This is a genomic window from Belliella pelovolcani, from assembly GCF_900156785.1.
GTDB lineage: Bacteria > Bacteroidota > Bacteroidia > Cytophagales > Cyclobacteriaceae > Belliella > Belliella pelovolcani.
Genome location: NZ_FTOP01000009.1, coordinates 85,524 through 111,429 on the forward strand (window position 1 = coordinate 85,524; position 25,906 = coordinate 111,429).

The following is a 25,906-nucleotide window of genomic DNA, read 5'->3' on the forward strand; positions in this document are numbered from 1 at the left end:
ACTTATGCTCAAATGGAGTGTATGAAATTTGGTGAGCCTAATAGATTTATCAATATCCAAGAGTTTCCAGGTGGCAAAGGCGTTCATGTGGCATTGGCCCTACAAGAGATGGGCTCTAAGGTGTCTTTATTAGGCTTTTGGGCAGGACCAAATGGGGAGTGGGTCAAATCTCAGTGTAAGAATCATGGGATAGATGTTGGAGGAATCAGCTTATCAGGAAATACTAGGAAATGCTATACTATTCGATCAACTGATAAGCAATTGGATCATACTGAATTTTTAGAGCCAGGTCCAAAGATGGATATTCAAAGTTTTGAGGCCTTTAAGGAGCTATTTGCTGAAAAAATTAAGCAGGCACAGCTTGTGATCATCTCAGGTTCTTGGCCTCTGGAAAGTGCAGAGAATTCCTGCCAAGAGTTGGTCAAGCTATGTAATCAAAATCAAATTGATGTAATCTTGGACTGTACTGGAGTTCAGCTCCAGAAAGCTATACAAGAGAACATCACAGCATTGCATCTTAATGAAAATGAATATAATGAGACAAATAATATGATGCCTAATGAACTGAAGTCTGTGTCAATGCTAGCCTTGACCAAGGGCAAAGATGGTTTGGAGTTGATTTCCAGCGAAGGTATAATAGAGGGTAGAGTTACACTAAGCAAAGTAATCAGTACAGTGGGAAGTGGGGACTGTCTGACAGCAGGGTTAGGATTTAGTCTAATCAATAATAAAGACATACAAGATCATGCAAGATTTGCGGTTGCTTTTGGAGCTGCAAATTGCCTTAGAGCAGAGCTTGGGATGCTCTACAAGGAGGATGTAAAAAAATTGCTTCATATTATCGAAATCAAAGAGAAGAAGTATGCACGATAAAAAATTGCTTGTAGTTGGGGAGTTGAATGTAGACTTGATTCTAAACGGTATCAAAGGATTTCCAAAGGTTGGTACTGAAATCATAGCTTCTCAGATGAACCTCACGTTAGGTAGTAGTTCTGCGATCTTTGCTTGTAATATAGCAGCATTGGGAGTGCCCACAAGTTTCTGTGGTAGAATTGGGAAGGATGATTTTGGTGATTTCGTTAAGGAGAAGTTTAAGGAGAGGGGTGTGTTCTCTGATTTTTTGATTCAAGATGAGAGCTACCAAACAGGATTGACCATTGTGCTCAATTACGATCAAGATAGAGCAAATGTGACCTATTGTGGTGCGATGGAGCATCTTGGAATAGAAGATATCCCATGGGAAAATTTAGATCAGTTTGATCATCTACATTTTTCCAACCTATTTCTTCAGCCAAAAATCAGAAAAGAAATTAAGCAACTATTCCAAAAATCTAAAGCAGCAGGTCTGACGACTTCATTGGATTTGCAAACAGATCCTGATAGTGATTTTGACTTTGATTATCGTGCCTGCCTGCCTTATGTTGATGTTTTTTTGCCAAATGAAGCAGAAATTAAAGGGCTTACAGGAAAGAGCAGTGTGGAGGATGCGCTAGAGGAATTGAGACCTTTTGCTAATGTAGTCGCAGTAAAGATGGGGCAAAAAGGAAGTATGCTATTCCATCAAGGAACAATAATTCAAGAGGAAGGATTTGTTCATGATCATTTTGTAGATGCCATTGGTGCTGGTGATAGTTTCAATGCAGGTTTTATTCACCATTTCCTTGCAGGCAAACCTTGGAGCACTTGTTTACGATTTGCAAACCTTACAGGTGCTGTCAATACTACAGCAGCTGGAGGGACGACAGCATTTGAAAGTCTAGCGGCTTTTCAGGAAACAACAAAAAAGCTATTCAATGTAAATACAGCCAACTTATGAAGTTAAAAGAAAAATTAAGCAGCCTTACAGATAAGAAAGTCGGATTATTGGCTACGAATTACTATAACTTAGAAACCCTACATGGTGTGCTTGGTGCGGCGCAGCAAACGGGAGATTCAATTATTTTGCAATTGACACAAAGCTCAATTGACTATATGGGGTTGGATTCTGCTGTTGCATTGGGTAGGGAAGGGCTCAAGCAATTTGGTGTGGAAGGATGGATACATTTAGATCATGGAGGCTCGGTAGAATTAGCTCAACGCTGTTTAGATGCTGGCTTTGATTCTGTGATGATAGATGGCTCTGAGTTACCATTTGGGGAGAATGTGAAACTCACTCAAGAAGTAGTCAAAAGGGCAGCATCTTATGGTGCGCATGTAGAGGCGGAGCTAGGTTTTGTTGCGAAATTGGGTCAATCTCATGCACATAGTGGATTTACCCAGCCCCATGAAGCTAGACAGTTTGTAGAGGAGACAGGAGTAGATGCATTGGCCATATCCATTGGTACTGCACATGGGTTTTACAAAGAAGAACCAAAATTACAGATAGATTTACTTCAATCGATTGTAGCAGAGGTACAGGATGCCACATTTGTATTGCATGGCAGTTCGGGTGTGCCTGAATCTCAGCTTCGTGCTGCAATTCAAAATGGAATCTGCAAAGTCAATTTGGCTACGGAGATTAAGAATATCTTTATGAAGACCCTTCAGGATATATTGACCCAAAACGAGGAAATAGATTTAAGAAAAGTATTTCCCAAAGCTACGAATGCAGTCACTGAGCTGGTCAAAGGAAAGTTAGATATTGTAAACAATAGATAGTATGAATTTGATCGATGCTCATTGCCATTTAAATACCCGTTCCAAAGCAAAGATGATACTTGCTTTGGAGCGTGGTGCTTCATTTTTGTCAATCAATACAGATATTCCATTTTTTGACCCTATTGGAGAACAAGAGGCAGTGGTTTTAGACTTGAAGCGGGATTTTCCAGAACAGGTAAGGTATATGGGGACATTTTCATCAGCAGGTTTTGGAAACAACTCTTGGTTAGCCAACACTATTGATCAAATCAAAAAGACCGTAGATAATGGTGCTACTGGGATCAAGATTTGGAAAAATTTCGGAATGGAATTACGAGATAAGTCGGGGCAATTTGTAATGGTCAGTGACGAAAGGTTGGATCCTGTATTTGACTTTCTTTCTATGAACAAAATTCCATTGATAGCGCATATTGGTGAACCTAGGAATTGTTGGCTTCCATTGGAGCAAATGACAGTAGATTCAGATAGAAACTACTTTACCAAACATCCAGAATATCACATGTATTTGCATAAGGAGTTTCCAGATTATTTGGCTCAAATAGGAGCAAGAGACCAAGTGCTTGAGAAGCATCCAGATTTAGTATTTATTGGGGCGCATTTTGGGAGTATGGAATGGGATCTTACAGAAGTTGGGAAGCGTCTTGAACTTTATCCTAATTTCTATGTGGATATGGCAGAGAGAATCTGTCATGTTCAATTGCAAGGGATGGAGCATAGGGAAATGGTACGAGACTTTTTTATCAGATATCAAGATCGGATCATTTATGGCTCTGATGTGATCGATTCATTTTTTGATCATGAGGATCAAGCAGCGGCTAGATTTGATGCGTTGTGGTCCTATCATTGGCAGTATTTTTCATCAGAAGATATCATGGAAGCTGAGGAGTTTGAGGGAGAGTTTCAAGGTCTAGGACTTCCAACTGAAGTATTAGAAAAGCTATTTGTGATTAATGCAGCAAAGATTTACGGATTTAAAAATTAATAATTAACATAATAACCATGAGCAACAAAAGAAGAGAATTTCTAAAGATTTCGGGTCTGGCAGGACTTGGCCTATTTGGTACAGGTATGAGTAATTTTAGTTCTGCTGAAGAGATGGAACGTTTACCTGAATTGATTAAGAGGAAAAGAGTTCAACATTTTAACATGTCTGGTTTTGCTGCCCCAAAGTTAGATAAGGTAAGAGTTGGCTTTATAGGGTTGGGTATGAGGGGGCCAGGTGCTGTGAGTAGAATGAGTAAAATAGAAGGGGTAGAGATTGTGGCACTATGTGACCTAATCCCGGAGAAAGTTGATAAAGTCACCAAATCTCTAGAAAAGACAAAGCATAAACCTGCAAAATATTCTGGCAACGCTTATGCATGGAAAAAGATGGTGGAAAGAGACGACATTGACCTGATCTATATTGCTACTCCATGGGATTGGCATGTGCCGATGGCTGTATATGCTATGGAAGCAGGAAAACATGCAGCGGTAGAGGTACCAGCGGCCAAAACCCTTGAAGAGTGCTGGCAACTAGTAGAGACCTCTGAGCGTACTCAGAAGCATTGCATGATGCTTGAGAACTGTTGTTATGACTTTTTTGAATTGATGACGCTCAATATGGCAAGAGATGGTTTTTTTGGAGATATTCTACATGCCGAAGGGGCTTATATTCATGATCTTTTGGATCTTAATTTTGCCAAGAATGCCTATGAAGATATGTGGAGACTGAAAGAAAACTACCGAGATGGCAACCTTTACGCCACACATGGATTAGGGCCTATTGCCCAGTTGATGGATATCAATAGGGGAGATCAGATGGATTACTTGACTTCTTTATCTTCTGCAGATTTCCATATGGCGGACAAGGCTAGAGAATTGGCAGAGCAGGATAATTTTTACGCATCATTTGTGGAAAAGCAGTACGGAGGTAATATGAACACAACGATTATCAGGACTAAGCGTGGCAAGTCGATGATGGTTCAGCATGACGTGACATCTCCAAGACCGTATTCTAGGCTACATGCCCTGAGTGGAACTAAAGCATTTGCTCAAAAGTATCCAGTGCAGCGTGTATCTAGTGGTCATGGATGGATCAAGGATGATGAAATGAAAGTTCTTCAGGAAAAATACACGCCAGAAATCGTGAAAAAAGTAGGTGAATTGGCCAAGACAATTGGAGGTCATGGCGGAATGGATTTTATGATGGAGTGGAGATTGGTAGATTGCCTAAGAAATGGTCTTCCTTTGGATCAGGACGTCTATGATGCGGCACTTTGGTCGGCTATTTCACCACTTAGTGAATGGTCGGTAGCTCATAGGTCTAACTCTATTGATGTGCCTGACTTCACTGGTGGCTCTTGGAAAACCAATAAGCCAGTAGACATCTCTTTAAATGGTGGTGGAACAACAAAAGTAATTGTATAAATTTTGCATAGGGATAATTTAGTTTAAAAGTGTAAAGGCACCAGGGGTATCTCTGGTGTTTTTTTATTATTGAGTTCGCGACTATAAGGAGGAAGAATGAGGGGAAGGGAAAATGATTAAAGGGAAAGATTTATCGTAGAACTTGCCCCGATTCTCGCAGTGAGCGCTGAGGGCAAAGGTCCCAGTATCCCTTACTTTGGTATTACTTTGGTGGAGCTTTAATGTTACTTTGGTATGGCTTTGATAGTTGCATGGCTTAGAGAAAATACCAAAGAATTTAGCATTTGTATTATTTTAAGAATTCATATAAACAGGAGCCTCTTTTTTGTTATGGGGTCAGCTTACGGGGTCAGACTATCCCCAGCTTTGATACTACTTTGATACTACTTTGATGTAGCTTTGGTGGTAAGGGATGTGGAGGGAAGATATAGGATGAAAGTAATAAGGTTAAAGAGGAAAGGAAATCCGGATTCTCGCTAAGATCGGCAAAGGTGCATATGAAAGATGAGAGAGGAATTCCTGCCTGGAGAATTGACAGTTTCTTCATTGAGTCATTCGAAGTATAAGCGTGCATCTTCATGCCCCCGTTTTGAATTTGCCTACCGATAGGAAGGGCTAGCATACTTGAGATTTTTCAGCTAGCCCTATTTAAAATGGGTTGTCGAGTTTTACTTAACAGCCCTTTATGAAAGCAAAGTCAAGTTTTTAAAGTTCTAAAAAGCTCCAAATTCTGCAAGAGCTGCAAACTGATCACTATCATGGGAGTTTAGACCTTCGAATTTTATATACCTTGCTTCAATTTTATTGCTCAATTTGATATTTTGCTGGCTAGCATTATTGAGGAGTATACCTGAGCTCACCAAGCTCCAATTTTGATTGTCAACGCTGGTATAGATTTTATAATCTTTGATTTTACGCATTCCATTTCTTTGGAAAAGGATAAAGCTAGTGATTTCAGTGTTAGCTTTCGTGTCAATTACAAAGTAATGAGGGTAGCTTGCACTGGTACCTGTCCATTGGCTATGCCAATAGGTATTCACATCACCATCAATCACATCTTTTGCACGTCCAGTAGCGCCTTCACCAGAAGTCTCTTCTGAACTGAAAGCAATGATTTCCCAATCAGATTTATCCATTTCTTGAATTTGTTCAGGTGCAGTGAGTGCTATTCCTAATGTTTCTAAATGTTCGAAATCAATCACAGGAGTCATATTGTTTGGGCTTCTATGATGCATACTGTTGAGTTCGGTGTGTGGGGTGAAAAAACCACAGTTTTGTAAATAAAATTTACCATCGCGACTACCTCCGGCATAATCCATTCTAAAACCAGCATTGGCTATCGCATCGCCTGTAAATCTAGCTGTTGTAAGTTCTGTCCAGGTACCATTAGTAGAACGTACCCATTGATTGTCATAAAAAACATGCCTTCCAATGTGCCCTGTTCTTGTGTTGAAATTTTCTAGAAAGGAATGTGGTCTTTTGTACCAAGTATCTGTTTTTGGCCTTTTAAATTGAGCTATGATTTGCCATTCCCCTATCTCAGGTGCAAAAAAGTATCCAGTATAAATGGTATTTCCATTTCCATCAGGTTCTACAGCGTTAAGGAATCTATAGGTAGTGCCAGCTTTCCAATTATAGACAAGGTAGCTTTGACCTCCTGAACCTTCATTTCCAAACTCACCTGTATAGACATTTTCACCTTTTTTCAATACTACAATCTTTTCGTCATCAGGTATATCGTTGGGATTGTCTGTGACAAATGGACTCCATACCGAAAAGAGTACTCTTCTTTCGTTGGTAGAATTAACTTGGATTCCAAAGTAACCTTCTGCAAATCCATTGGCCATGAAATATGAACCAATTGGGTCTTGCCCTTCAGGGATGGTCATTTCATTATAAAACCATTTGTAATCGCTGTCATCAGGGACCTGATATCCTAAATGAACAGAAGGCCCTCGTCTTCCCCAGTAAAAATTATTGTCTTGATTATCTTTTACATAGGAAGGGGAGAGCTCGTTATTATGCTCAATTTTGATTGTTTTAATTTTTGAGAAGTTACTTCCGCCTTTTGAAATACCTTGGATTTCAATCTTAGTGTATCCAGCTTCCAATTTGAATTCACCAACTTGAACTATACCCGTTATGCCTTTTTGAAGGGTTATTTTTTTTGAAGTCTCATTGATTTTGAATTCAATCTCTGAATCATCCTCTTGTGCTTCTATGTCAATATTGAGTTTTACTTTAGGAGCGCCAGATGATTTGAAAAACACACCAAATACAGTAGCAGGGGAGGACCAAGACTTAATTCCATCTTGAGTTATTTCTGTATTCTCTTCCCCAGCTAATTGATAAGTGTTTCCACCCAGTGGAATTGTGAAAGCGTCAGCATAAGATGTTTGATCATTATCAATAGGTGTCTCTGGTTCAGCGCACCCAATAAAGGATAGTAATCCTAAAATCAATAGTTTTAGCATTTGTTTCATTTGATGGATTATTTAAAGATTAAAAAAACAATGCCTGAAGTTATCAGGCATTGTTTTGATAATGAGTTACCCAGGATTTTGAGTCAATCCTTCATGGACAAGGAGTTGATCTTCTGGTATAAACTCTATGATAGCATTCTCATTGGCAAGAATAGTTTGTCGTGGGTTGTTTCCAGCCAAATGGGTTCCAGGATATCGTCTATCCATCATTCTGCCATTTCTGAACACATCCATTTTTCTATGCCCTTCCCAAGAAAGCTCTAGTTGTCTTTCTTCCAATACGACGTCAAGAACTGTTTTGCCACCTAGATTACCCAGGTTGTAAAGACCAGTTTGAGGAATACCTGCTCTAGTTCTAATCACATTGACGAGTTCTAGCGCTTCTGCATTTTGTCCTTGTTTAGCAAGTGCTTCTGCTTTGTTAAGGTACATTTCTGCTAGCCTCGATACCACAGGAGACCATAAGTGAGCTTGATCTTCCTGTCCAGAACATTTCAAAATGAAGTATTTAGGGAAGTTGTTTCTCAAATCAAGTCTCTTATCGATTAAGATTTGCTTTTTACCTTCGTCTGTGTCTATATGGTAACTTATACCACCTCTTTCATTAAATTCCTTTTCTACCAATTTTGTGGTTCCACCGTGAGTATATACAAAGTCTTCTCCTTGAGGCGTCAATTCAGTCCAACCATAAGTTAGGTTATTTCTTACGAATAAACCCCAAGTCACATTTTGGTCAACAACTACAGGTTGAATGAATTTATTTCTTTGATCTTCGGGGAACTCTCTAACTAGTTCCAGATATGGCCTAGAGGCATACATTTCTCCCCAACCTGCGCCTTGGACATTAGCATATAAGGATCCAATGGTAAACCAACCATTTGATTCATAGTCTACATCTTTTACAAATTTGACAGCAAAAATAGTCTCTGAATTACTTTCTGGAGCCAATTTAGGATAATCAGCAAGTCTATTTGTCTGTAAAAGCGAGAATCTTCCTGAATTGATCACAAGGTCAGCATATTCAGCTGCCTTTTGATTATCTACTTTGTACAAGTAGAGTCTCGAAAGCAATGCCCAAGCTGCTTCTTTAGAAGCATATACATTCGTCTTATTTTCAGAGAACAATGAAACAGCTTTCAATAGATCTGCTTCAACTTGATCGTATACATCTCCTACAGAAGATCTTATTGGATGGTTGAGTGGCTCGGCATCTAGTTTAAGCGGAACACCAGGGTTATTAACACCTTGGTTGTAAGGCTTGCCAAAAATGTTAACAAGACTGAAGTGCATCAAGGCTCTGATGTAGTAGTTTTCTGCTAAAATTTGGTTGTTGCTTGGAGAGCTTCCTTCAGGAACATTTCCAATCACTTGATTGGTAGCTACTACAATTTGGTAACTACTTCTCCAGAACCCTGCTGTTCTACTTGAATTCGGAATTCGGTTGAAATTGTAAGAGAAGAATAAAGGGTCAGAAGTAGTACCACTTAAAGCGACATTATCACCAGGATATTCAAATAGTCTATGCCAATTTTCAGTCCAAGCACGCATTCTGCTATATGTTCCAAGTGTCACATTGAAAGCACTTGTTTCGGAATTTGCTAAATCCTCTGATGTAATAGAATCAAAAGGAGTCCTGTCTATATCACAGGAGTAGAATGTCAAAACTCCCAATGATAGCGTAAATATGAATATTAGTTTTTTCATGATAGAGTCAAGTTAGAAGTTCACATTTAGACCAAAGCTAATTCTTTTAGGAAGTGGGTACTGGGATCCGGTATCTCCGAAAATAGCAGCTTCTGGATCAAGTCCTGAAAATGAAGTGAAAGTGATCAAATTATCTGCTGATACGAAAACGTCAAGGCCAGTTAGCTTTAGTTTTTGTATAAAAGTTACCGGTAGTCTATATCCAGCTGTAATGTTTCTTATTCTAAGGAAGCTTACATCTTCAAGGAATCTTGAGGAAGGTCTATGCGCATCATTATTTCCTCCAAAGAATGGTTGCGGATGTGTTGCATTTGGGTTTTCTGGACTCCATCTAGACCATTCAGGTCTCAGCCTCATGTAGTTATAAGTAGGATAAGCGCCATCACTATCAAAAGTTTCTCTTGCGCTATGGTAGACCAAAGCACCTTTAGAAAATGCCATATTTGCATTTAAGTAAAACCCTTTGAAATCAAAGGAAGAAGTAAGACCTCCAAAGAATTGAGGTGTAGAAGTACCAACTTTTTGTAAGGTTGCTTGAGCATAACTTCCTGTTAGTGTTATTTCACCTGTATTTGGATCTACTCTTTCCCAGAGGGGAGTTCCATCTTCCGGATTTACACCTGCCCATTTACGCATGAACCAAGTATCAATATCTTCACCTACTTCAACAATTCTGTTACCAGAGATTTGTCTTCTATTTTCGTATAGCTCAGTGATTTCATTTCTGTTCAATCCAATATTAAAGTCCAATCTCCAGTTTAAGTCATTGGTTTTTAACACATCTAAGCCTAATGTTACTTCTACCCCTTTGTTCAATACACTTCCTATATTATCAAAATATCCATCAAAACCTGAGATATTTGGTAATGGAACAAAGTGCAGTAAATCGGTCGTGTTTTTAATATAAAACTCAGCGGCTAAGTCAATTCGATTGAAAAGACCGATTTCTATTCCAAAGTTGCTTGCGGCCGTTTTTTCCCAAGTAAGGTTAGGGTTGCCTAGAGAGGCTGCGACTGCGGCAGGATTACCATCGTATTGCGCATTTAGCGAAAACAATTCAAGATGTGGATATAAGCTTGAAGGTGTATTTCCTACTTGTCCGTAAGCTACTTTTGTTCTTAAGTAATCAATAGAGGATACGTTAAAGAAAGATTCATTGTGAATGTTCCATGCACCACTTAAAGAGAAGAAGTTTCCATACTTATTGTTTGCACCGAATCTTGACGCACCATCTCTTCTAAAAGAAGCTTGGGCACTATATCTGTTTTCATAACTGTAATTAGCATTCAACAGGTAAGATTGAAATGCATAGTCATTTTTGGTACCGCCTATAGCTTGTGGCTCGGAGGCATTGCTGATCACCTGAGCTCCTGCAGGTATACCCTTTCCTTGTGCTGATACATTGCTAAATACATAATCATTGAATTCGTAGCCAGCTAAGATGTTGACAAAATGCTTGTCAAATGTTCTTGTATAAGAAAGCATTTGATTGGTAAATCTTGTAATCCGCTTGTTTTGTCCAGCAGAGATTCTTCCGTTGTCTGCCAAGCCAGAATTTGATCTTGGGTCAGTATAGTTAAATGAATCCCCAGTATAAAATGTCAAGCTATTAGTGGATATAAAAGACAAATACTCGTTAAAGTCATATTGGAAATCAATATTACTTAGTACATTGAATACAGATGAATTTCCAAAATTCCACTGTAAATCATACAAGTAGTTTCTATTGTCACGACCTCTCCAATTTGCTCCTGGAGTCAACGTGTTGATTGGCGATCCATCGGCAGCAAATGGATTGTCCCAAGGCAGATTTCTATACATGTCGTAAATGCTGTGTCTTGCATTTTCATTCGATGTGTATGTAGCTGCTAATTTGGGCTTGAAAGTCAACTTAGAGTTGATGTCATAGTCATAATTTATTCTGGCGGATAGTCTTTCATAAGAATCACCTCTAACAGTTCCTGTTTCATTGAAGTAGTTGAACGCAGTGAATACCCTAGCTCTTTCTGAAGTTCCTGTATATGATAAGTTGTAATCTCTTACTTGTCCTGTTTGGGTTCCTATATCTAGCCAATCTGTGTCTCTTTGCTTCAAAGATTCATCAAACCACCCAGGGATACTATTGGTATTTGGGAATTGCGTCCAAAGGTCATGTAATTCTTCTGAATTCATTACCTGGAAATCTCTTCGATTAAAGACACTGACGCCTGTTTTTACATTTAAAGAAAGTTTATTTACTCCCGCTTTTGCACCTTTGGTGGTCACTACTATCACCCCATTGGCACCTCTTGATCCATACAAAGCTGCTGCAGCAGCATCTTTCAGTACAGAAATAGATTCTACATCATTTGGATTCAAAATTGGTGTGTCATGCCATATTACTCCATCTACCACCCAAATTGGTGTTACAGAAGATCTAATGGAGCTTCTTCCTCTAATTCTTATGGTAGGCATAGCACCTGGTGCACCTGTAGATGCGATTACATCCACACCAGCTACTTTGCCTTGTAGCATATTTCCAATATTTGGTGAAGTGATATCAGTCAATTTATCTCCACTAACTGTAGCAATTGATCCTGTTAGATTCTCTCTTTTTTGGGTTCCATATCCTGTTACAATAACTTCTTGAAGGTCTTTTGTATCGGCATTCAAGGAGACCTCGAGTGAAGATTGTCCTGTATACACAATTTCTTGCGTAGTGAATCCAATAAAGGAAAATACTAATGTGTTGCCTCTTTCAACAGGAATTGTAAACTCACCATCAAAATCTGTAATAGTACCATTGCGTGTTCCCTTTACAAGAACATTGACTCCTGGGATTGTTTCAGATGTTTTCGAATCTTTTACAATTCCTTTCAAATCTTGTGTTTGTGCCATTACTCCCCAAGGAATGCTTGAGAGAATAAAAGCCATTAAACATAATAAACATTTTCTCATAGTTATTAAGGTTTTGTTTTAAAATTGACCATTCTATAAATGCATGAAATATAAGGAAGTGGAAATAATTTTTTAAATATATTAATTTGAATCAGAAAACAAAAATAAAATAAAAAGAATATGAAAGTTTTTAAGAAAAAATTGAGATAGGATATTATATTGCTATAAGTTATATTTCGCAGGAATTAATTCTATTTGGAAAAAGAATAATACGAAACATTAAATGTGAGCAAATGTATTTTTAATATAAGTTATCGTTCAATAAAAAAACCGAGAGGAATAATTCCAATCGGTTTTTCGAATCAATAACCCAATAATCAAATTATGAGGACGTAAACATTTATTTACAAAACAAATATAATGAAAATAAAAATCTTATTAAAAGAAAGTAAATGAAAATAAATATTTATTTTTCAAAATGTAATGCTGCTGCTCCTAGTATACCTGGCTCTTGAACATCTGATATATTTATTTTTAATTTTTCCATTAAAGATGGATATTGACTGATTTTAAGCTGGTCAATCAAGCTTCCCATGAATAGCTGATGAGACTGGCTAATAGATCCTCCTAGAATAATTCCTTCTGGCGAAAGTGTATACGAAACGTATTTGATCAATTCCGCTAAATGAACACCAAACTGTTGAAATGCTTCTAATGCATGTTTTTCTCCATTAATAGCCAAAGTAGCTAGGTAATCCGCAGATTGCCTATATTCTCTGACGAAAAATTTACTGCTACAATAATCTTCAAAAGTTTTCCCATTGTAGGGAATCGCACTCCATTCGCCAGCAGCTGCATTGACACCCTGATACAGGGTTTTGTTGATGATGATTCCTGATCCTAATCCTGTTCCTAAAGAGATTCCTACTATGTGCTTCATGTCGCAAAAGGCACCAAACTTATAGGCTCCTAAAACAAAACAATTGGCATCATTATCAATTTTAACTGATAACTTGGTGTGTGTTTCTAGGTAATTTTTTAAGTTGGAATTTTCTAGCATTGGAATATTATTGATGCTTAGAATAGTGCCAGTTGATAATTCGATTAATCCAGGGACGCCAATTCCTATCCCATGAAACTCCTCGTGATTATAACTTGAGATTAAATCTAAAATACTTTGAAAGATAATCTCTTTACTTTGAAATGCTGGGGTTGGAAAGCTTTTTATGTCCTTTAGTTTGTTTTCTGTAAGGATTCCAGATTTGATATTTGTACCACCGATATCGATACCTAATATGCCTTGGTTTTTTTTCATTTTAAATTTCAATTTCATTTTGACTTTTACGAATGAAGTCCGCTTTCTCAATTTCTTTTGAAAAAGCGGACATATAGGGTTTAGATAAATCCTTCAATAGATTTCTCTAATTCCCTAGCATGTGAAAGAAACTCTTGCACATTCATGTCTTTCGTGAAAATCAAACCATGACTTGACCTAACTTTGGCTGTTTCGTGTAGATAAAAATAGTTTTTACCTAAAAGCAACTGAATATCTTGGAGTTGATTTACCCAGATTCTTTTAGCCACTGTGCTAAATTTCCCATTATGAGAGTAACTTGGAAAGGATGCATTTACTTGACTCAAGTAGCAATTGGCAAAAGAATCTTCCATTACTGACATATCTCCAAGAGAAACAGGTGTGATTACATTGGCTTCAAATGGTTCAAACTTAAACCAGACATTCCTGTAGCCTACTATTCTGAAGTTTTCTAAGTCTTCTTCTTCACTCCATTGTCTTACAGCCTCTGCTGTGGCCTGAAGCACTTTATAATGCGTATCTGGACCGGAACCCTCGGGATCTAAAGTGAGGCTAAGTACGGTAGGTTTAATCTTCCTTAAGAGATTTAAAATTGGCTCTACATCCCTCTTTTTGTCTGGTTGTTCTGTGAATATATCTCCGGTATAGAAGCCAAGTCTCAAGTGGTGAACATTTTTGACTTGAACACCGAAATGTGCCCAAACCAATTCTTCCTCAAACTCCCTTATCATTCCTTTAAGTTTTTGGATTTTGGATGGATTTTTTTCGCCATCATAGGAGTTTCTAAGGATGCTGATTAGGTCATTGATGGTTTCCCTTAGTTCGATTTCATCTTTTATTTCATAAATGCCTACGATAGCCCTTACAAGCCTATGGCAAAGTCCTCTAACTCTTTGGTATTCATTTTCTGAAGCCACATTCGTAAGGAAGTGGTAAACATCTTTATCTGTCTTGAGCTTATATCCTACCTCAAAAAAATCCTCGTATTTTACCATTTGAATCTCTCTGTTGTCAAGTAATTTTTTAGCCTGAAGGAGCGTATCTATAATAAAGGTATTGGTGACAGCAGTAAAGCCTGATGTGAGTACAGAGAAATGAACTTCATTACTATTTTCCTGAAGCTGTGTAGTGATCTGTGGCAAAATACCTAATGAGATGTCATCATGATGGGGGCCTGTATGCAGAATGACTTCATTTTTTTGCTTGATAGATCCTCTTTTTAGTTTTTGAATTGTACTCTCTATTACTTTTTCTACTGTGTCTTCTGCTAAATCAGGAATAAGTGATGTGTATTTGTCATTTTTTAAATCTTCTAGCTTTAGCCGATCCCCATATTTTCCTAACTTTTTACATAGCTCAATCACTGCCCTTTCGGTTTTTTCCCAAGTCCAATCTCCCTCTTTGAAATAAGCATCTATGGTATCAGTCAATTTGATGGCAGCTCCTTTTGTAAGGTAAAATCTTCCATTTATTAACTTTTGAAGGCTTGATGCAGGGTAAACATTACTTATAGGGTTTTCCAATGAGTCTTTGATGATTTGCGCTTTGGCTTCACCTGCTGCAATGATAATAGCTACGGCGTCCTTTTTGTATGTGATTGTGTCCAAACCTATTGTGATAACCAATCTATTGGAGGAAACTTCTATTCCTCCAAGGTCACCAGCAGCTACAGCTTGGGTTTCAAAGTTGGTCTCAGTGAGCCGAGTTGAGGAAAAGAGATGCGTACCACGAGTATTGAAAGCAATGTGACCATCTGGGCCGATTCCTCCAAGAAAGAATCCAATCCCGCCTTTATCTCTTATTTTTTGTTCGTATTGGCCACACCATTCATCTATTAGATAAATGGACTCTTGTTGAATTTTCTCTAATTCGTTGATAGGATCTCTAAATCTCAAAGAAAGATCTACCTTTAAGTTTGGAAAAACATCTTTGAAATGTTTTCCGCCCGATAGTGGTATTTCATCAGAATTGATTAAAATGGCATTTTCGGAACTCAAACCAAAGCCTTCTATATAGAATTTCTGGACGTAATGGTAGAAGCTGTTTGCTTGTTTGGATGAAATAGGGTAAAATTCGTCAATCTGTACAAATGTGAGGTTACTCAAGTCAGGCTTATTACATTTTTCAAGTCCATATTTCTGTCTGACCTCTTTTCCTTTCTTGTTATCCCAGTTATCCAATAAAAATTTCGTCCACTTGATGAAATACTCTGGTGTTTTTCCTGTTGGAAGGCTGATTACTCCATTTGGGTTTTCAGATACCCATTCTAGAAATCTACAAGCTGTAATCAAACCCAATTTCGGAAAATTGTCAACAGTGATATAAGGTATCAAAGTGTTTGTTTGAATTTGATTTGACTCCTTATGAAAAGCCATTTCTACAGGAGAAAATGTTTGATTGTGATTCATTATAGGTTTTATTTTTGGTTTGTGATATTTTTTTAGGAAGGCTGTATTTCCTCATTTATTTCTCATAATGATCTATCCCCTCTACCTTGCAAATATCAAGATAGAGATGGGCGACTTTATTGGTGATTTCTTCAAAATAGTTATGACCTTTTTCAACTGTGGCTTTTGTTGGGTCACCTATACCAGTGTCCTCTGTGACTTTAGACCATTTCCTTTCGGACCATGCCCATCCTTCTCTAATTCCTTTTATTTTGGAAAATTTTTCTTTTCCTTGTCCAGCTTTGTCCAATGGCAATACAAGGTCAGGCTTGAGATGCATTATCAGGCTAGTTTCAAGCTCATCGGCATGATCTCCAGCATGCTCAAAATACTTTGATTTGGGGATTGCCTTGAACCAATCGCAGCACATCAAAAGCATATCTGGAAACTCTAGTCCCAGTTCTCTTAAAATAGTTTTGAAATCATTACCTCCATGACTGTTAAGGATTAGGAATTTTTTAATTCCTTGGCGGTTAAGCACTGTCAGTAGGTCTCTTATGATACAAAGTTGTGTACTTGGATTGATGTTCATATCCAAATAGATATCGGATTGTCCAGTGTTGACTCCATAAGGTACTGTGGGAAGAATTACCACTTTAGCACCATTATCCCATGCAATGGCTCCTGATCTTTCAGCAATAGCGCTTGCCTCATAATTATCCGTTCCATAAGGTAAATGGAAATTATGAGCTTCTGTTGCTCCCCAAGGTAATATGGCTAATTCATAGCGAAAATCCTTGAGCATTAGCCAGTTTACTTCATTTAATAGATAAGGTTTCATTTGATATTTCTGATTAGGTTTGATTTCGAGTAGATCGGTATTTAGAGGGAGAATCTCCAAAATGTTTTAGAAAACATTTGCTGAAGTATTTGGGATTATTAAAGCCTACCATGTAACCGATTTCTGAAATTTTATAATCTGTTTCTAGGAGTAATTGAGCAGCTCTTTTTAAGCGAATGGTTTGAATGAAATCATTTGGTGTTTGCCCTATTAGAGCTTTGAATTTTTCAAAAACTAGGGTCCTACTCATCCCTAGATCTCTAACCAAATCATGGACTTGGAAATCGGGATTATCAATGTATTGCTCAACACTAGAAATAGCTAGGTTTAAGAATTTCTCGTCTTCGGATGTAATCTTGATTTTTGAAGAATCGAGATTTGGAATCAGCTGGAATTGTTTTTGGAATCTTTCTCTACCATCAAGAATATTCTTGATTTTCAAAACCAAGAGATCAATTGGGAAAGGTTTGGTGATGTAATCATCAGCACCAGACTCGTATCCATCTAATTGATTAATATGGGAGCTTTTGGCTGTTAATAAAATGACAGGAATATGACTGGTTTCAATATTCTCTTTTAACATTTTACAGAGTGTAATCCCATCGATCTTCGGCATCATGACATCTGATATTATAAAATCAGGCTTATATTCAATTGCTAACTTGTGCCCTTCTTCACCATCTTTAGCTTCTATGATTTCAAAGTGAGCTCGTAGAGTTCTTTTGAGAAGTATAAGCAAATCTATATTGTCTTCAACTACGAGAAGTTTTTTGCCAGTAGTTGGGATCTTATTTTCTTCACTTTCTGAAAAAACTGGGAAATCTTCGATATATATATCCTTTGAATCGGTTAAAGTTGGGAGGTAATTTTCTTCACTGAATGTGATTCCTTGAGCAAGCTGAGATTTATCATAATGCTCAAAGCCTGTTCTCAATAAAATAGTAAAGATTGTTTCTACACCAGGTTTACTTTTCACCTCAATTTTTCCTTTATGGATTTCCATTATATTTTTGGAAAGAGCCAAGCCAATTCCAGTACCTGCCTGATGGATATCTGCTTTGTGATGAACTTGGAAAAACCTATCAAATATCAAATCGATGTTTTCTGCTTCTATGCCTCTTCCATTATCAATCACTTGAAAACTCACTGATTCAAGGCTACTTTCATTTTGAATTTCTATGCTTATTTGCCCTCCATTGGGTGTAAATTTGATGGCATTGTAAATCAAATTAAAGAATACTTTCTCCATTTGCTCAGGGTCAAACCATAAGGCATATGGGATGTTGTCCTCAATTTTTAGCTTAAAATCTATTTCTTTTTGTTCGGCTAAAATGTGAAATGAATCAAATATTTCTTTGATAAAAGTTCTGATAGGGATCTGTCTTACTGTTAAGTGTAAATTACCTGTCTCTTGTTTCCTGAAGTCTAAGAGTTGGTTTATCAGTCTCAATAGTCGATTGGTATTTGAATGAATGGATTCGAGTTGCTTTGAGACTATAGGGGAGAGGTACTTTTCTTTTTCAAGTTCCTCTAGAGGTGCTTTGATAAGCATCAGTGGCGTTCGGAGTTCATGGGAGATATTTGTGAAAAATCTCAGTTTTAATTGGTTGATCTCTTCCTGTTTTTCTTTTTCTAATCGCTCAAAACGCAAGTCGTTTTTAAGTTTGATTCTCCAAGTGATTATTTTTTTGATACCAAAAGCAAGAAATAACACTAAAATTCCATAAATCATATAAGCCACTGAGCTTTTATACCAAGGTGGTGAAACATGGATTGTGATGGTTCTAGTTTGGCTTGTGGTCTGATCATTAGCTATAAAAGCCCGTACATGAAAAAGATATTTACCAGGTCTCAGGTTAGCATAAGTTGCAAACCTTCTTTGATTATCCGTATTTATCCAGTTTTGATCATAGCCTTCGAGATAGTATTGATATTGGGTTTTGCTTTGCATATTGAAATCCAATGAAGCAAATTCTAACTCAAAACTATTATGTAGATAAGAAAGGGAAATTTGATCTTTGAAACTGATCTGTTTTTTTAGGATTATTTTTCCTAGGATTGCTGCTCCAACACTTACTTCTTCGTTGAGAACTTTTAGTTTTGTTAAGATTGGTGTTGTTGGTATAGGGTATTCACTGATAAGTTCTGGTAAAAAGGAATTGAAACCATTTGTACCACCAAAGTATAAGCGGCCAAGTCTGTCTTTAAAAGCGGTTCCAAGGTTGAATTCATCGGATTGAAGCCCGTCTGCTTCTTTGTAATTATTAAAAACACCAGATTTTTGATCAAATGCGGATAAGCCATTCAAGGTACTGATCCATAATTGGCCAGCATCGTCTTCCAATATAGCTTTTATTACATCACTAGGAAGTCCATCTTTCTCTCTGTAAATGATGATCTCGTTAGATAATGGGTTGATTTTATTCAATCCGCCTCCAAACGTTCCGACCCAAATGAAGCCGTTTCTATCTTCTAAAATTGATGTAATGATATCATGGCTAATGGTATTTTGTTCTTTTTGACTTTGAAAATATTCAAAACTGCCTGTGGATAAGTTCAGCTTATTTAAGCCACCTCCATAGGTTCCTATCCATAGATTATTTTTGCTATCCACTAAAAGTGATCTAATATCGTTGAAGCTTGGAGTTTTATACGTTTCATTTCCAGCAATGAACGTTTCAAAATGTCCAGTATGAGGGTTGTATTTATTCAGGCCGCCACCGTTGGCTGTTCCAATCCAAAAAATCCCATCATTGTCTTCTGTAATGGCCCAGACTTCATTTTTGCTCAAACTATTTTTTTGACCTGAAATGTGTTTGAGGTATTTGGATTTCTTCGATTTTTGATTGTATACTGTGATTCCTCCACCATCAGTTCCAATCCAAATTTCTCCATTTTTTGATTGGTAGATTACTTGAACGTTATCATGTGCTAGAAAACTGTTTTTGGAATTAAAATAAAGAAATGTTTTTTCATTAGCAGGCAAAACATTAAGTCCACCATTGAATAACCCGACCCATAGGTTATCTTCTTGATCCATAAAAATTGACTTGACCATTCTTCCTGAGAGTCCACGGTTTTCTCTTGGATCAAATTTGTAATGAGTGAAAGATTGCTGGTTGGAGTTGATTTTATTGAGTCCTTCTCCTGAATACATGCCAAGCCATATCTGCTGATTATTATCTTTGAATATTGTGTATACAGAGTTTCCTTTCAAACTTTTGGACTCCATAGGGTCATCCTGATAGTGAGTGAGTGCCCCTTTTTGTTGATTATAGCTAACTAAGCCATGTCCTAGTGTGCCAATAAGTATGTTGCCTAAATTATCTTCTTCGATTGAAGTGATGTTAAGATCTTGGCTTCTTGAGATACTTGGCAACGTAGAAAAATCAAATGCTTTGAATTGAGATTGACCTGCTGGCTTTCTCCAGACCCCATTTTTTTCAGTCCCAACCCAGAAGTCCCCGTTAGAGCATTCAAAAAACACTTTAACAGCATTCAAATTTTGATCTTTGAAAAAGGGTAGTTGCTCAATTTTTTCTGTACTATTTGGGATTAAGAATGCTCCCTCTTCTAGAGTGCCAATGTAAATATGTCCATTTTTGTCTTCGGCTATGCTCCATATTTTGTTATCCAGAAGTGAAGAATTTCCCTTGTTAAAGAACCTTATATTTAATTTTGAGATATAAAGGTTCAAGTCAATTTCATAGCCAGTTTCAAATCCAGAAACCATGATTACTCCATCACTTTGAGTGCCAATCCAAAGTCTATTCTGGGTATCTAAGTAGGAGGAAGAAATTTTGTTGGCAAATCTTCTTGAACTCTCGTTTGCTTGTAAGGAAAACTCAACAAAATGCTCGGTCTTTGGGTCAAACACATTGATGCCTCCTCCTTCTGTACCTATCCAGAGATATCCATTGGTATCTTTGGAGATTGCTCTAATTACATTATTGCTGATACTATAAGGATTGTCTGAAGAATGTTTAAAGGTTTTAAAATTATAGCCGTCAAATCTACTTAAGCCATCATCTGTTCCCATCCATAGAAAACCCAAATCATCCTGAGCTATGGCAAGGACTGAATTTTGAGGTAAGCCATCAATTGAGCTGTAATGATCAAAATTAAAAACTATCTCCTCGTTGATTTCTTGGGCATAGGTATGATATTGAGTACTTATGTACGCAACTATACATATCAAACTGAAAATTGTTGGGTTAAATAGTGTTTTGAGTTTGTGAATCATTTCAAATTTTTTCGCTACCGATTTCCAAGTGTTCAAAATTAACATATCCTCATCATTGGCATAAATAAAATATCGTCCAAACAAAAATTTGGATGTATTTAGCCCAATTTACGGACTATCTTACACCTTTCGGATAATTGTATACCTCTATTTGGATTTTTGATTACCGTCCGTTAAAGCTGTTTTGGAGAATTTTGACCTATCGACATGGAGCTGTTTTTCAGGATAAGATTCTGAATGGGCTTCTAGTAGGTAAAAATGAATCAATTAACAAAAACCAAAAAAAACATGAAGAAATTCGACCTTAAAGCCTGGTTGATCTTTTCCTTGCTCATGGGCATCACCTATCTGGGGTTCGCACAAGAATCAAGGCAGATCACAGGAAGAGTTACAGATGAGAATACAGGAGAAACAATCCCTGGTGTAAATGTGCTCGTGATGGGGACTACCAATGGAACTGCGACAGACATTGATGGTAACTACACACTCACTGTCAAGCAAGGAGACAGGATGAGGTTTACCTTTATCGGATATGCTGCATCAGAGGTCGTGATTGGTAATCAGTCACAATTGGATGTTGCACTTAAACTTGAATCTCAAAGTTTGGATGAAGTTGTTGTCATTGGATTTGGGGAGCAGTCTAGAGAAACCTTAACCTCAGCAGTGTCCAAGGTAGATCAAAGAGTACTTGAAAATATTCCATTTGCAAATGCAGCTTCTGCTTTACAAGGAACTGTTTCAGGCGTAAGAGTACAGACGACAACAGGTCAGCCTGGTGCAGCACCAAGAGTAATTGTTCGTGGTGGTACATCTATTAATAATCCTGACGGTGCACAGCCATTATATATTATAGACGGTGTAATCAGAAATAATATGAATGACCTGAATCCAGATGATATTGAGACATTTCAAGTGCTGAAGGATGCTGCAGCTACAGCTATTTATGGTGCAAGGGGTTCCAATGGGGTAGTCATCATTACTACCAAAACTGGAAAAGCGGGCAAGACATCTGTTCAATACAGGTATACTTTGGGTATGTCTGAGCAATGGAATCAGTATGAGATGGCCTCTGCAAGAGATTACATATATTTCAACAGAATGGGAATTCTTCGTCTTGCCGAGAAGAGTCCGGGTCAATTATTTAGATTGAATCAAGCAAATGGTTTTGGAATAGGAAATAACTTATCGAATAATACAGCATTTACTCCACAATATCTAACTCCTGAAAATGAGCATAAACTGAATGAGGGTTGGCAGTCTATGATTGATCCAGCAGATCCGACAAAGACGATTATTTTTGATGAAGTTGATTGGCAATCCATCTTATTTAGACAAGCTATTACTCATAATCATAATGTACAAGTTTCTGGTGGCTCAGAAAAGGCAAGATTCGATATGGGAATAGGTTATTTGCATAACGAAGGTGTTGCTATCAATACAGACTTCAAACGATTTACCGTAAGGATGAATGGGGATGTTGAAGTCAATAAAAAACTATCTGTGTATGGAAGGTTAAACTTTACAAATTCTTCAAATACTCAGGTATTCAGTGAAAATGAAATCTTTCAAAGAGCACTTGGATTGCCACCAACTGCAAAGTTTAGATATGAGGATGGTACATTAGCTCCTGGTCAAAATAGATCAATGGGTAATCCAGTGTATCATTTGGGTAGGACTGATGCATTGAATGCGACAAATAGACTGACCCTCTCAGCGGGAGCAAATTATGAAATATTGCCAGGATTGACATTTGAACCGATTGGTTCATTGTATATGGTACAATCAACTAGTAATTCATTTCAAAAATCATTTTTTAATACACCTACCCAATTTGTTGATAACAGATCAGCCTCAGCTTTCAATTCATTGTTTTGGCAAAAGCAGTTTGATGGAGTATTTACTTATAAAAAGTCATTGGGCTTCCATAATTTTCAAGGGAAAGTAGGTGGTTCATACTTTGACAGAATCAGCTATAGTGCTTCTGCTTCTGGAAGGGGAGCTGCTTCAGACCTGATACCTACACTCAATGCTTCTGCAGAGCCTACTGCTGTATCTTCCTCACATACGCAATTGAGGATACTTGGATATTTTGGTCGATTTAATTATGATTTCAATCAAAAATATTTGTTCTCAGCTTCTGCAAGAGTGGATGGAGCATCAAACCTAGGTAGAAATAATTATTGGGGGGTATTCCCTGGCGTTTCGGCAGGCTGGAATATGCACAAGGAAGATTTCTGGGTAAATGCACCAACTCAAATTTCATCATTTAAGCTTAGAGCAAGTTATGGTGTCAATGGTAATATTGGGAACCTTTCAGATTTCCATGCTCAGGGTCTTTACTCCGTGGGATCGAGATACAACGATATGGCGGCAATTCTAAATAATAGAATGGCTAATCAAGATTTGAGATGGGAGAGATCAAAAACAGTCAATTTAGGTGTTGACATGGGTTTATTTCAAAATAGAATCAATCTAACCGCTGAATACTACAATAGAGTTACAGATGACCTTTTGACTGATCTCCAATTGCCTCAGTCTACTGGCTTTTCTTCAATTCTCACCAATCTTGGTGCTCTAAGAAATGAAGGATTTGAAGTCGAAGTAGGTGCGACGATGATGCAAAAAAATAATTTTACATGGAATGCAAGTGTTAATGCAGCTTACAATATGAATACTATTGTAAGGCTTCCAGAGAATGATAATGAAAATAATAGAATAGGTGGTGTTTTTGTCTTTAATCCAAGAACTGGCCAATATGAATGGATGGGCGGTCTTCAAGAAGGAGGTCGACTAGGTGAAATGTTTGCTTACCAACACTTAGGTGTTTATCCAACTGACGAAGCTGCAGCAAATGGGCCTTTGGATTTGTTAGTTCCTGGCGCTGATAAAACCAAATTTGGTGGAGATGTGATGTGGGCTGATTTGGATCAGAATGATACCATTGATAGTAGAGATAGGGTGAGAGTTGGGAATATTTTTCCAAAGTGGACTGGTGGATTTACCAATACCTTCAATTATAAAAGGTTGACCTTAACTGTAAGGACCGATTTTGCCTTGGGTCATACAATTTACCATGAAACAAGAGCTAGGTTCAATGGTCAATATCAAGGAGATATAGGGATTCTACAAGAGACTACTAGATCTTGGCAAAACCAAGGAGATATCACAGATTTCCCAAGATTTATGTGGGCAGATCAATTGGCTCAAAATAACTCATTTAGAGGGAGTTCTTTCTTCCACGAAAGAGGAGATTATCTAGCACTTCGTGAAGTTACGCTAAGCTATAACTTACCGCAAAGTCTACTTAGACCACTGAAAATACCAGCCGTGAGGATGTATTTTACAGGATCTAACCTTCATTATTTCACACAATACACTGGCCTTAATCCAGAAGTTGGTGGAACAGATGCAGGTAGTTATCCAATACCAAGAAGCTTTTTGCTAGGTGTAAATGTTTCTTTCTAAACTATTAAAGGACTTAATTATGAATAAGATAAAACTCAATATCATCAATCTGATTCTAGGGATAGCATTAATGACAAGCTATTCCTGTACAGATATGCTAGAAGTAGGGCCCATCAGTACGATCACAGCTGCTGGATTCTGGGTCAATGAAGACAATGCAAACGGAGCATTAAGTGGCATGTATGTAAGATTTAGAGATCAAGCCTCTAGTAACCTATTTATTTGGGGAGAAGGAAGAAGTGAAACTTTGAGTTATGGGCTTCAAGCATCAGAGGGACTTGAGCGTTATTTCCTAAACGATGTAGATCCAAATTTTTCTGGCCCAAATTGGCTGAGGATGTACACTGTAGTTCATGATGCTAATTTGATCATCAAGTATGTCCCTGGTATTACTTTTAATAATGTGGCAAATAAAAATAGAATGCTTGCTGAAGCTTATACTATGAGAGCATTCTTGTATTTTACAATGGCTAAAACCTGGGGAGGTGTTCCATTAGTTGTAGACCCTACAGAAGGTTATGATGCAGAAATGACTTTTAGACCAAGAGCATCAGTTGAGGAGATTTTTACACAAATCAAAGCTGATTTAGATAGGGCATTGGAATTATATCCAAATAATAACGTAGGGACAGGAAGGGCATATTGGTCAAAACCATCCGCCAATGTCTTGAAAGCAGAGGTATTCTTGTGGACAGGGAAGGTCTTGAATGGGGGACAAGCGGATTTTACAACTGCATTGAGTGCATTAAATGATGCTCAAGGCGCAGGTGGACTTGGCTTATTGCCTAACTTTGATAATATCTTTAGATATAGTAATAAAGGGAATTCTGAAGTTTTATTTGGTGTGAGATACTTAGACCTTGAAGCCGGGGCTAACTATAATGCCAATATGTATATTAGAGATGATGAAATTCCACCATCTGCATCAGATGAGGTTAAAGCCAAACTTGGTCAAGGTGGTGGACTGAATAGATGGGCTCCATCGCAGGCAATTAGAGCTCAATTTGATGAAAGAGACAGTAGAAGAGATGCTTCTTTTGTAGAGATTTTTGTTCCAAATAATGAAGGAGGGCAAAATTACTATGGATCTGCTGTAATGAAATACAGAGGTTACGTGGATCCTTCTGGAAGAAGATTTATTGATGATATCATCATTTACAGGTATGCAGATATTTTGCTTTTGAAAGCAGAAGCAAAGAATGCATTAGGTCAGGATCCAAGCCCTGAAATGAATGAAATCAGACAAAGAGCTTATGGGGCTAATTTTGATGATTTTAGGTTTGTCAATGGATCACGTGAAGCTAATGATGAAGCAATCCTTCAGGAAAGGTTATTTGAATTTGCATTTGAAGGAAAAAGATGGTGGGACTTAGTAAGGTTTGATAAAGCATTTGATAAAGTGCCTTCTCTTCAGGCAAGAGCTACACAAAGACATTTATTACTTTGGCCAATATCCTTAGGAACAATAAGCCTTAATTCAAGAATAGTTCAGAATCCTGGCTACGGAAATTAAACTCATAGGGTTATTAAGTTTGGGAAAAGGGA

At 37.6% G+C, this 25,906-nt stretch carries 14 protein-coding genes; 7 read left to right on the forward strand and 7 right to left on the reverse strand.

The genetic code is table 11. The features are described from left to right. Positions 1–21: 21 nt before the first annotated feature. From BW935_RS11320 to BW935_RS11340, 5 genes are read left to right on the forward strand one after another with little or no spacing between them, the layout of a single operon-like run. Positions 22–873 carry a 1-phosphofructokinase family hexose kinase gene (locus BW935_RS11320; RefSeq protein ID WP_175606667.1) on the forward strand — a complete coding sequence of 284 codons (852 nt, stop codon included), beginning with the start codon at positions 22–24 and terminating at the stop codon, positions 871–873. Next, on the forward strand, positions 863–1,816 hold the full coding sequence (locus tag BW935_RS11325) for a carbohydrate kinase family protein (protein ID WP_076501562.1): 954 nt from the start codon (positions 863–865) through the stop codon (positions 1,814–1,816). Before BW935_RS11320 ends, BW935_RS11325 begins: the two co-directional genes overlap by 11 nt. Next, complete coding sequence (locus tag BW935_RS11330; protein WP_076501564.1) at positions 1,813–2,637, forward strand: class II fructose-bisphosphate aldolase; 825 nt, start codon at positions 1,813–1,815, stop codon at positions 2,635–2,637. The genes BW935_RS11325 and BW935_RS11330 overlap by 4 nt, the downstream gene beginning before the upstream one ends. Position 2,638: 1 nt before the next feature. After that, the gene (locus BW935_RS11335) at positions 2,639–3,619 is read left to right on the forward strand and encodes an amidohydrolase family protein (protein WP_076501566.1); all 981 of its coding nucleotides are present in this window, start codon (positions 2,639–2,641) and stop codon (positions 3,617–3,619) included. A gap of 17 nt (positions 3,620–3,636) precedes the next feature. After that, positions 3,637–5,046: a Gfo/Idh/MocA family protein gene (locus tag BW935_RS11340; protein ID WP_076501569.1), complete on the forward strand. Its 1,410-nt coding sequence runs from the start codon at positions 3,637–3,639 to the stop codon at positions 5,044–5,046. Positions 5,047–5,759: 713 nt separating this feature from the next. Here the strand turns inward: BW935_RS11340 and BW935_RS11350 are convergent. The 7 genes from BW935_RS11350 to BW935_RS11380 all read right to left on the reverse strand — a co-directional run bounded on the left by BW935_RS11350 (position 5,760) and on the right by BW935_RS11380 (position 20,896). Next, positions 5,760–7,529 carry a DUF3472 domain-containing protein gene (locus BW935_RS11350; protein WP_076501574.1) on the reverse strand — a complete coding sequence of 590 codons (1,770 nt, stop codon included), beginning with the start codon at positions 7,527–7,529 and terminating at the stop codon, positions 5,760–5,762. A gap of 66 nt (positions 7,530–7,595) precedes the next feature. Next, on the reverse strand, positions 7,596–9,233 hold the full coding sequence (locus BW935_RS11355; RefSeq protein ID WP_076501577.1) for a RagB/SusD family nutrient uptake outer membrane protein: 1,638 nt from the start codon (positions 9,231–9,233) through the stop codon (positions 7,596–7,598). Between the two features lie 12 nt (positions 9,234–9,245). Beyond that, positions 9,246–12,146, reverse strand: coding sequence for a SusC/RagA family TonB-linked outer membrane protein (locus tag BW935_RS11360; RefSeq protein ID WP_245802688.1), 2,901 nt, complete (start codon positions 12,144–12,146; stop codon positions 9,246–9,248). A gap of 430 nt (positions 12,147–12,576) precedes the next feature. Next, entirely contained in the window at positions 12,577–13,425 is an 849-nt protein-coding gene (locus tag BW935_RS11365) for an ROK family protein (protein ID WP_076501687.1), read from the reverse strand. 80 nt (positions 13,426–13,505) lie between these two features. After that, positions 13,506–15,833, reverse strand: coding sequence for a PIG-L family deacetylase (locus tag BW935_RS11370; protein ID WP_076501583.1), 2,328 nt, complete (start codon positions 15,831–15,833; stop codon positions 13,506–13,508). A 55-nt stretch (positions 15,834–15,888) separates the two neighbouring features. After that, the gene (locus BW935_RS11375; RefSeq protein ID WP_076501689.1) at positions 15,889–16,653 is read right to left on the reverse strand and encodes a creatininase family protein; all 765 of its coding nucleotides are present in this window, start codon (positions 16,651–16,653) and stop codon (positions 15,889–15,891) included. A gap of 13 nt (positions 16,654–16,666) precedes the next feature. Next, entirely contained in the window at positions 16,667–20,896 is a 4,230-nt protein-coding gene (locus BW935_RS11380) for a hybrid sensor histidine kinase/response regulator transcription factor (protein ID WP_245802689.1), read from the reverse strand. A gap of 288 nt (positions 20,897–21,184) precedes the next feature. Here BW935_RS11380 and BW935_RS11385 point away from each other — a divergent pair, with 288 nt between their 5' ends. Together BW935_RS11385 and BW935_RS11390 are read left to right on the forward strand one after the other, a co-directional pair. Further along, the gene (locus tag BW935_RS11385; protein WP_076501691.1) at positions 21,185–24,361 is read left to right on the forward strand and encodes a SusC/RagA family TonB-linked outer membrane protein; all 3,177 of its coding nucleotides are present in this window, start codon (positions 21,185–21,187) and stop codon (positions 24,359–24,361) included. Between the two features lie 19 nt (positions 24,362–24,380). Continuing rightward, positions 24,381–25,874: a RagB/SusD family nutrient uptake outer membrane protein gene (locus tag BW935_RS11390; protein WP_076501692.1), complete on the forward strand. Its 1,494-nt coding sequence runs from the start codon at positions 24,381–24,383 to the stop codon at positions 25,872–25,874. Positions 25,875–25,906: the final 32 nt, after the last annotated feature.

Coding starts and splice junctions, on each gene's coding strand:
- BW935_RS11330 (WP_076501564.1), top strand. CDS start 1,813: ATGAAGTTAAAAGAAAAATTAAGCAGCCTTACAGATAAGAAAGTCGGA.
- BW935_RS11350 (WP_076501574.1), bottom strand. CDS start 7,529: ATGAAACAAATGCTAAAACTATTGATTTTAGGATTACTATCCTTTATT.
- BW935_RS11380 (WP_245802689.1), bottom strand. CDS start 20,896: ATGATTCACAAACTCAAAACACTATTTAACCCAACAATTTTCAGTTTG.
- BW935_RS11340 (WP_076501569.1), top strand. CDS start 3,637: ATGAGCAACAAAAGAAGAGAATTTCTAAAGATTTCGGGTCTGGCAGGA.
- BW935_RS11355 (WP_076501577.1), bottom strand. CDS start 9,233: ATGAAAAAACTAATATTCATATTTACGCTATCATTGGGAGTTTTGACA.
- BW935_RS11370 (WP_076501583.1), bottom strand. CDS start 15,833: ATGAATCACAATCAAACATTTTCTCCTGTAGAAATGGCTTTTCATAAG.
- BW935_RS11335 (WP_076501566.1), top strand. CDS start 2,639: ATGAATTTGATCGATGCTCATTGCCATTTAAATACCCGTTCCAAAGCA.
- BW935_RS11320 (WP_175606667.1), top strand. CDS start 22: ATGAAATTTGGTGAGCCTAATAGATTTATCAATATCCAAGAGTTTCCA.
- BW935_RS11390 (WP_076501692.1), top strand. CDS start 24,381: ATGAATAAGATAAAACTCAATATCATCAATCTGATTCTAGGGATAGCA.
- BW935_RS11360 (WP_245802688.1), bottom strand. CDS start 12,146: ATGGCTTTTATTCTCTCAAGCATTCCTTGGGGAGTAATGGCACAAACA.
- BW935_RS11325 (WP_076501562.1), top strand. CDS start 863: ATGCACGATAAAAAATTGCTTGTAGTTGGGGAGTTGAATGTAGACTTG.
- BW935_RS11385 (WP_076501691.1), top strand. CDS start 21,185: ATGAAGAAATTCGACCTTAAAGCCTGGTTGATCTTTTCCTTGCTCATG.
- BW935_RS11375 (WP_076501689.1), bottom strand. CDS start 16,653: ATGAAACCTTATCTATTAAATGAAGTAAACTGGCTAATGCTCAAGGAT.
- BW935_RS11365 (WP_076501687.1), bottom strand. CDS start 13,425: ATGAAAAAAAACCAAGGCATATTAGGTATCGATATCGGTGGTACAAAT.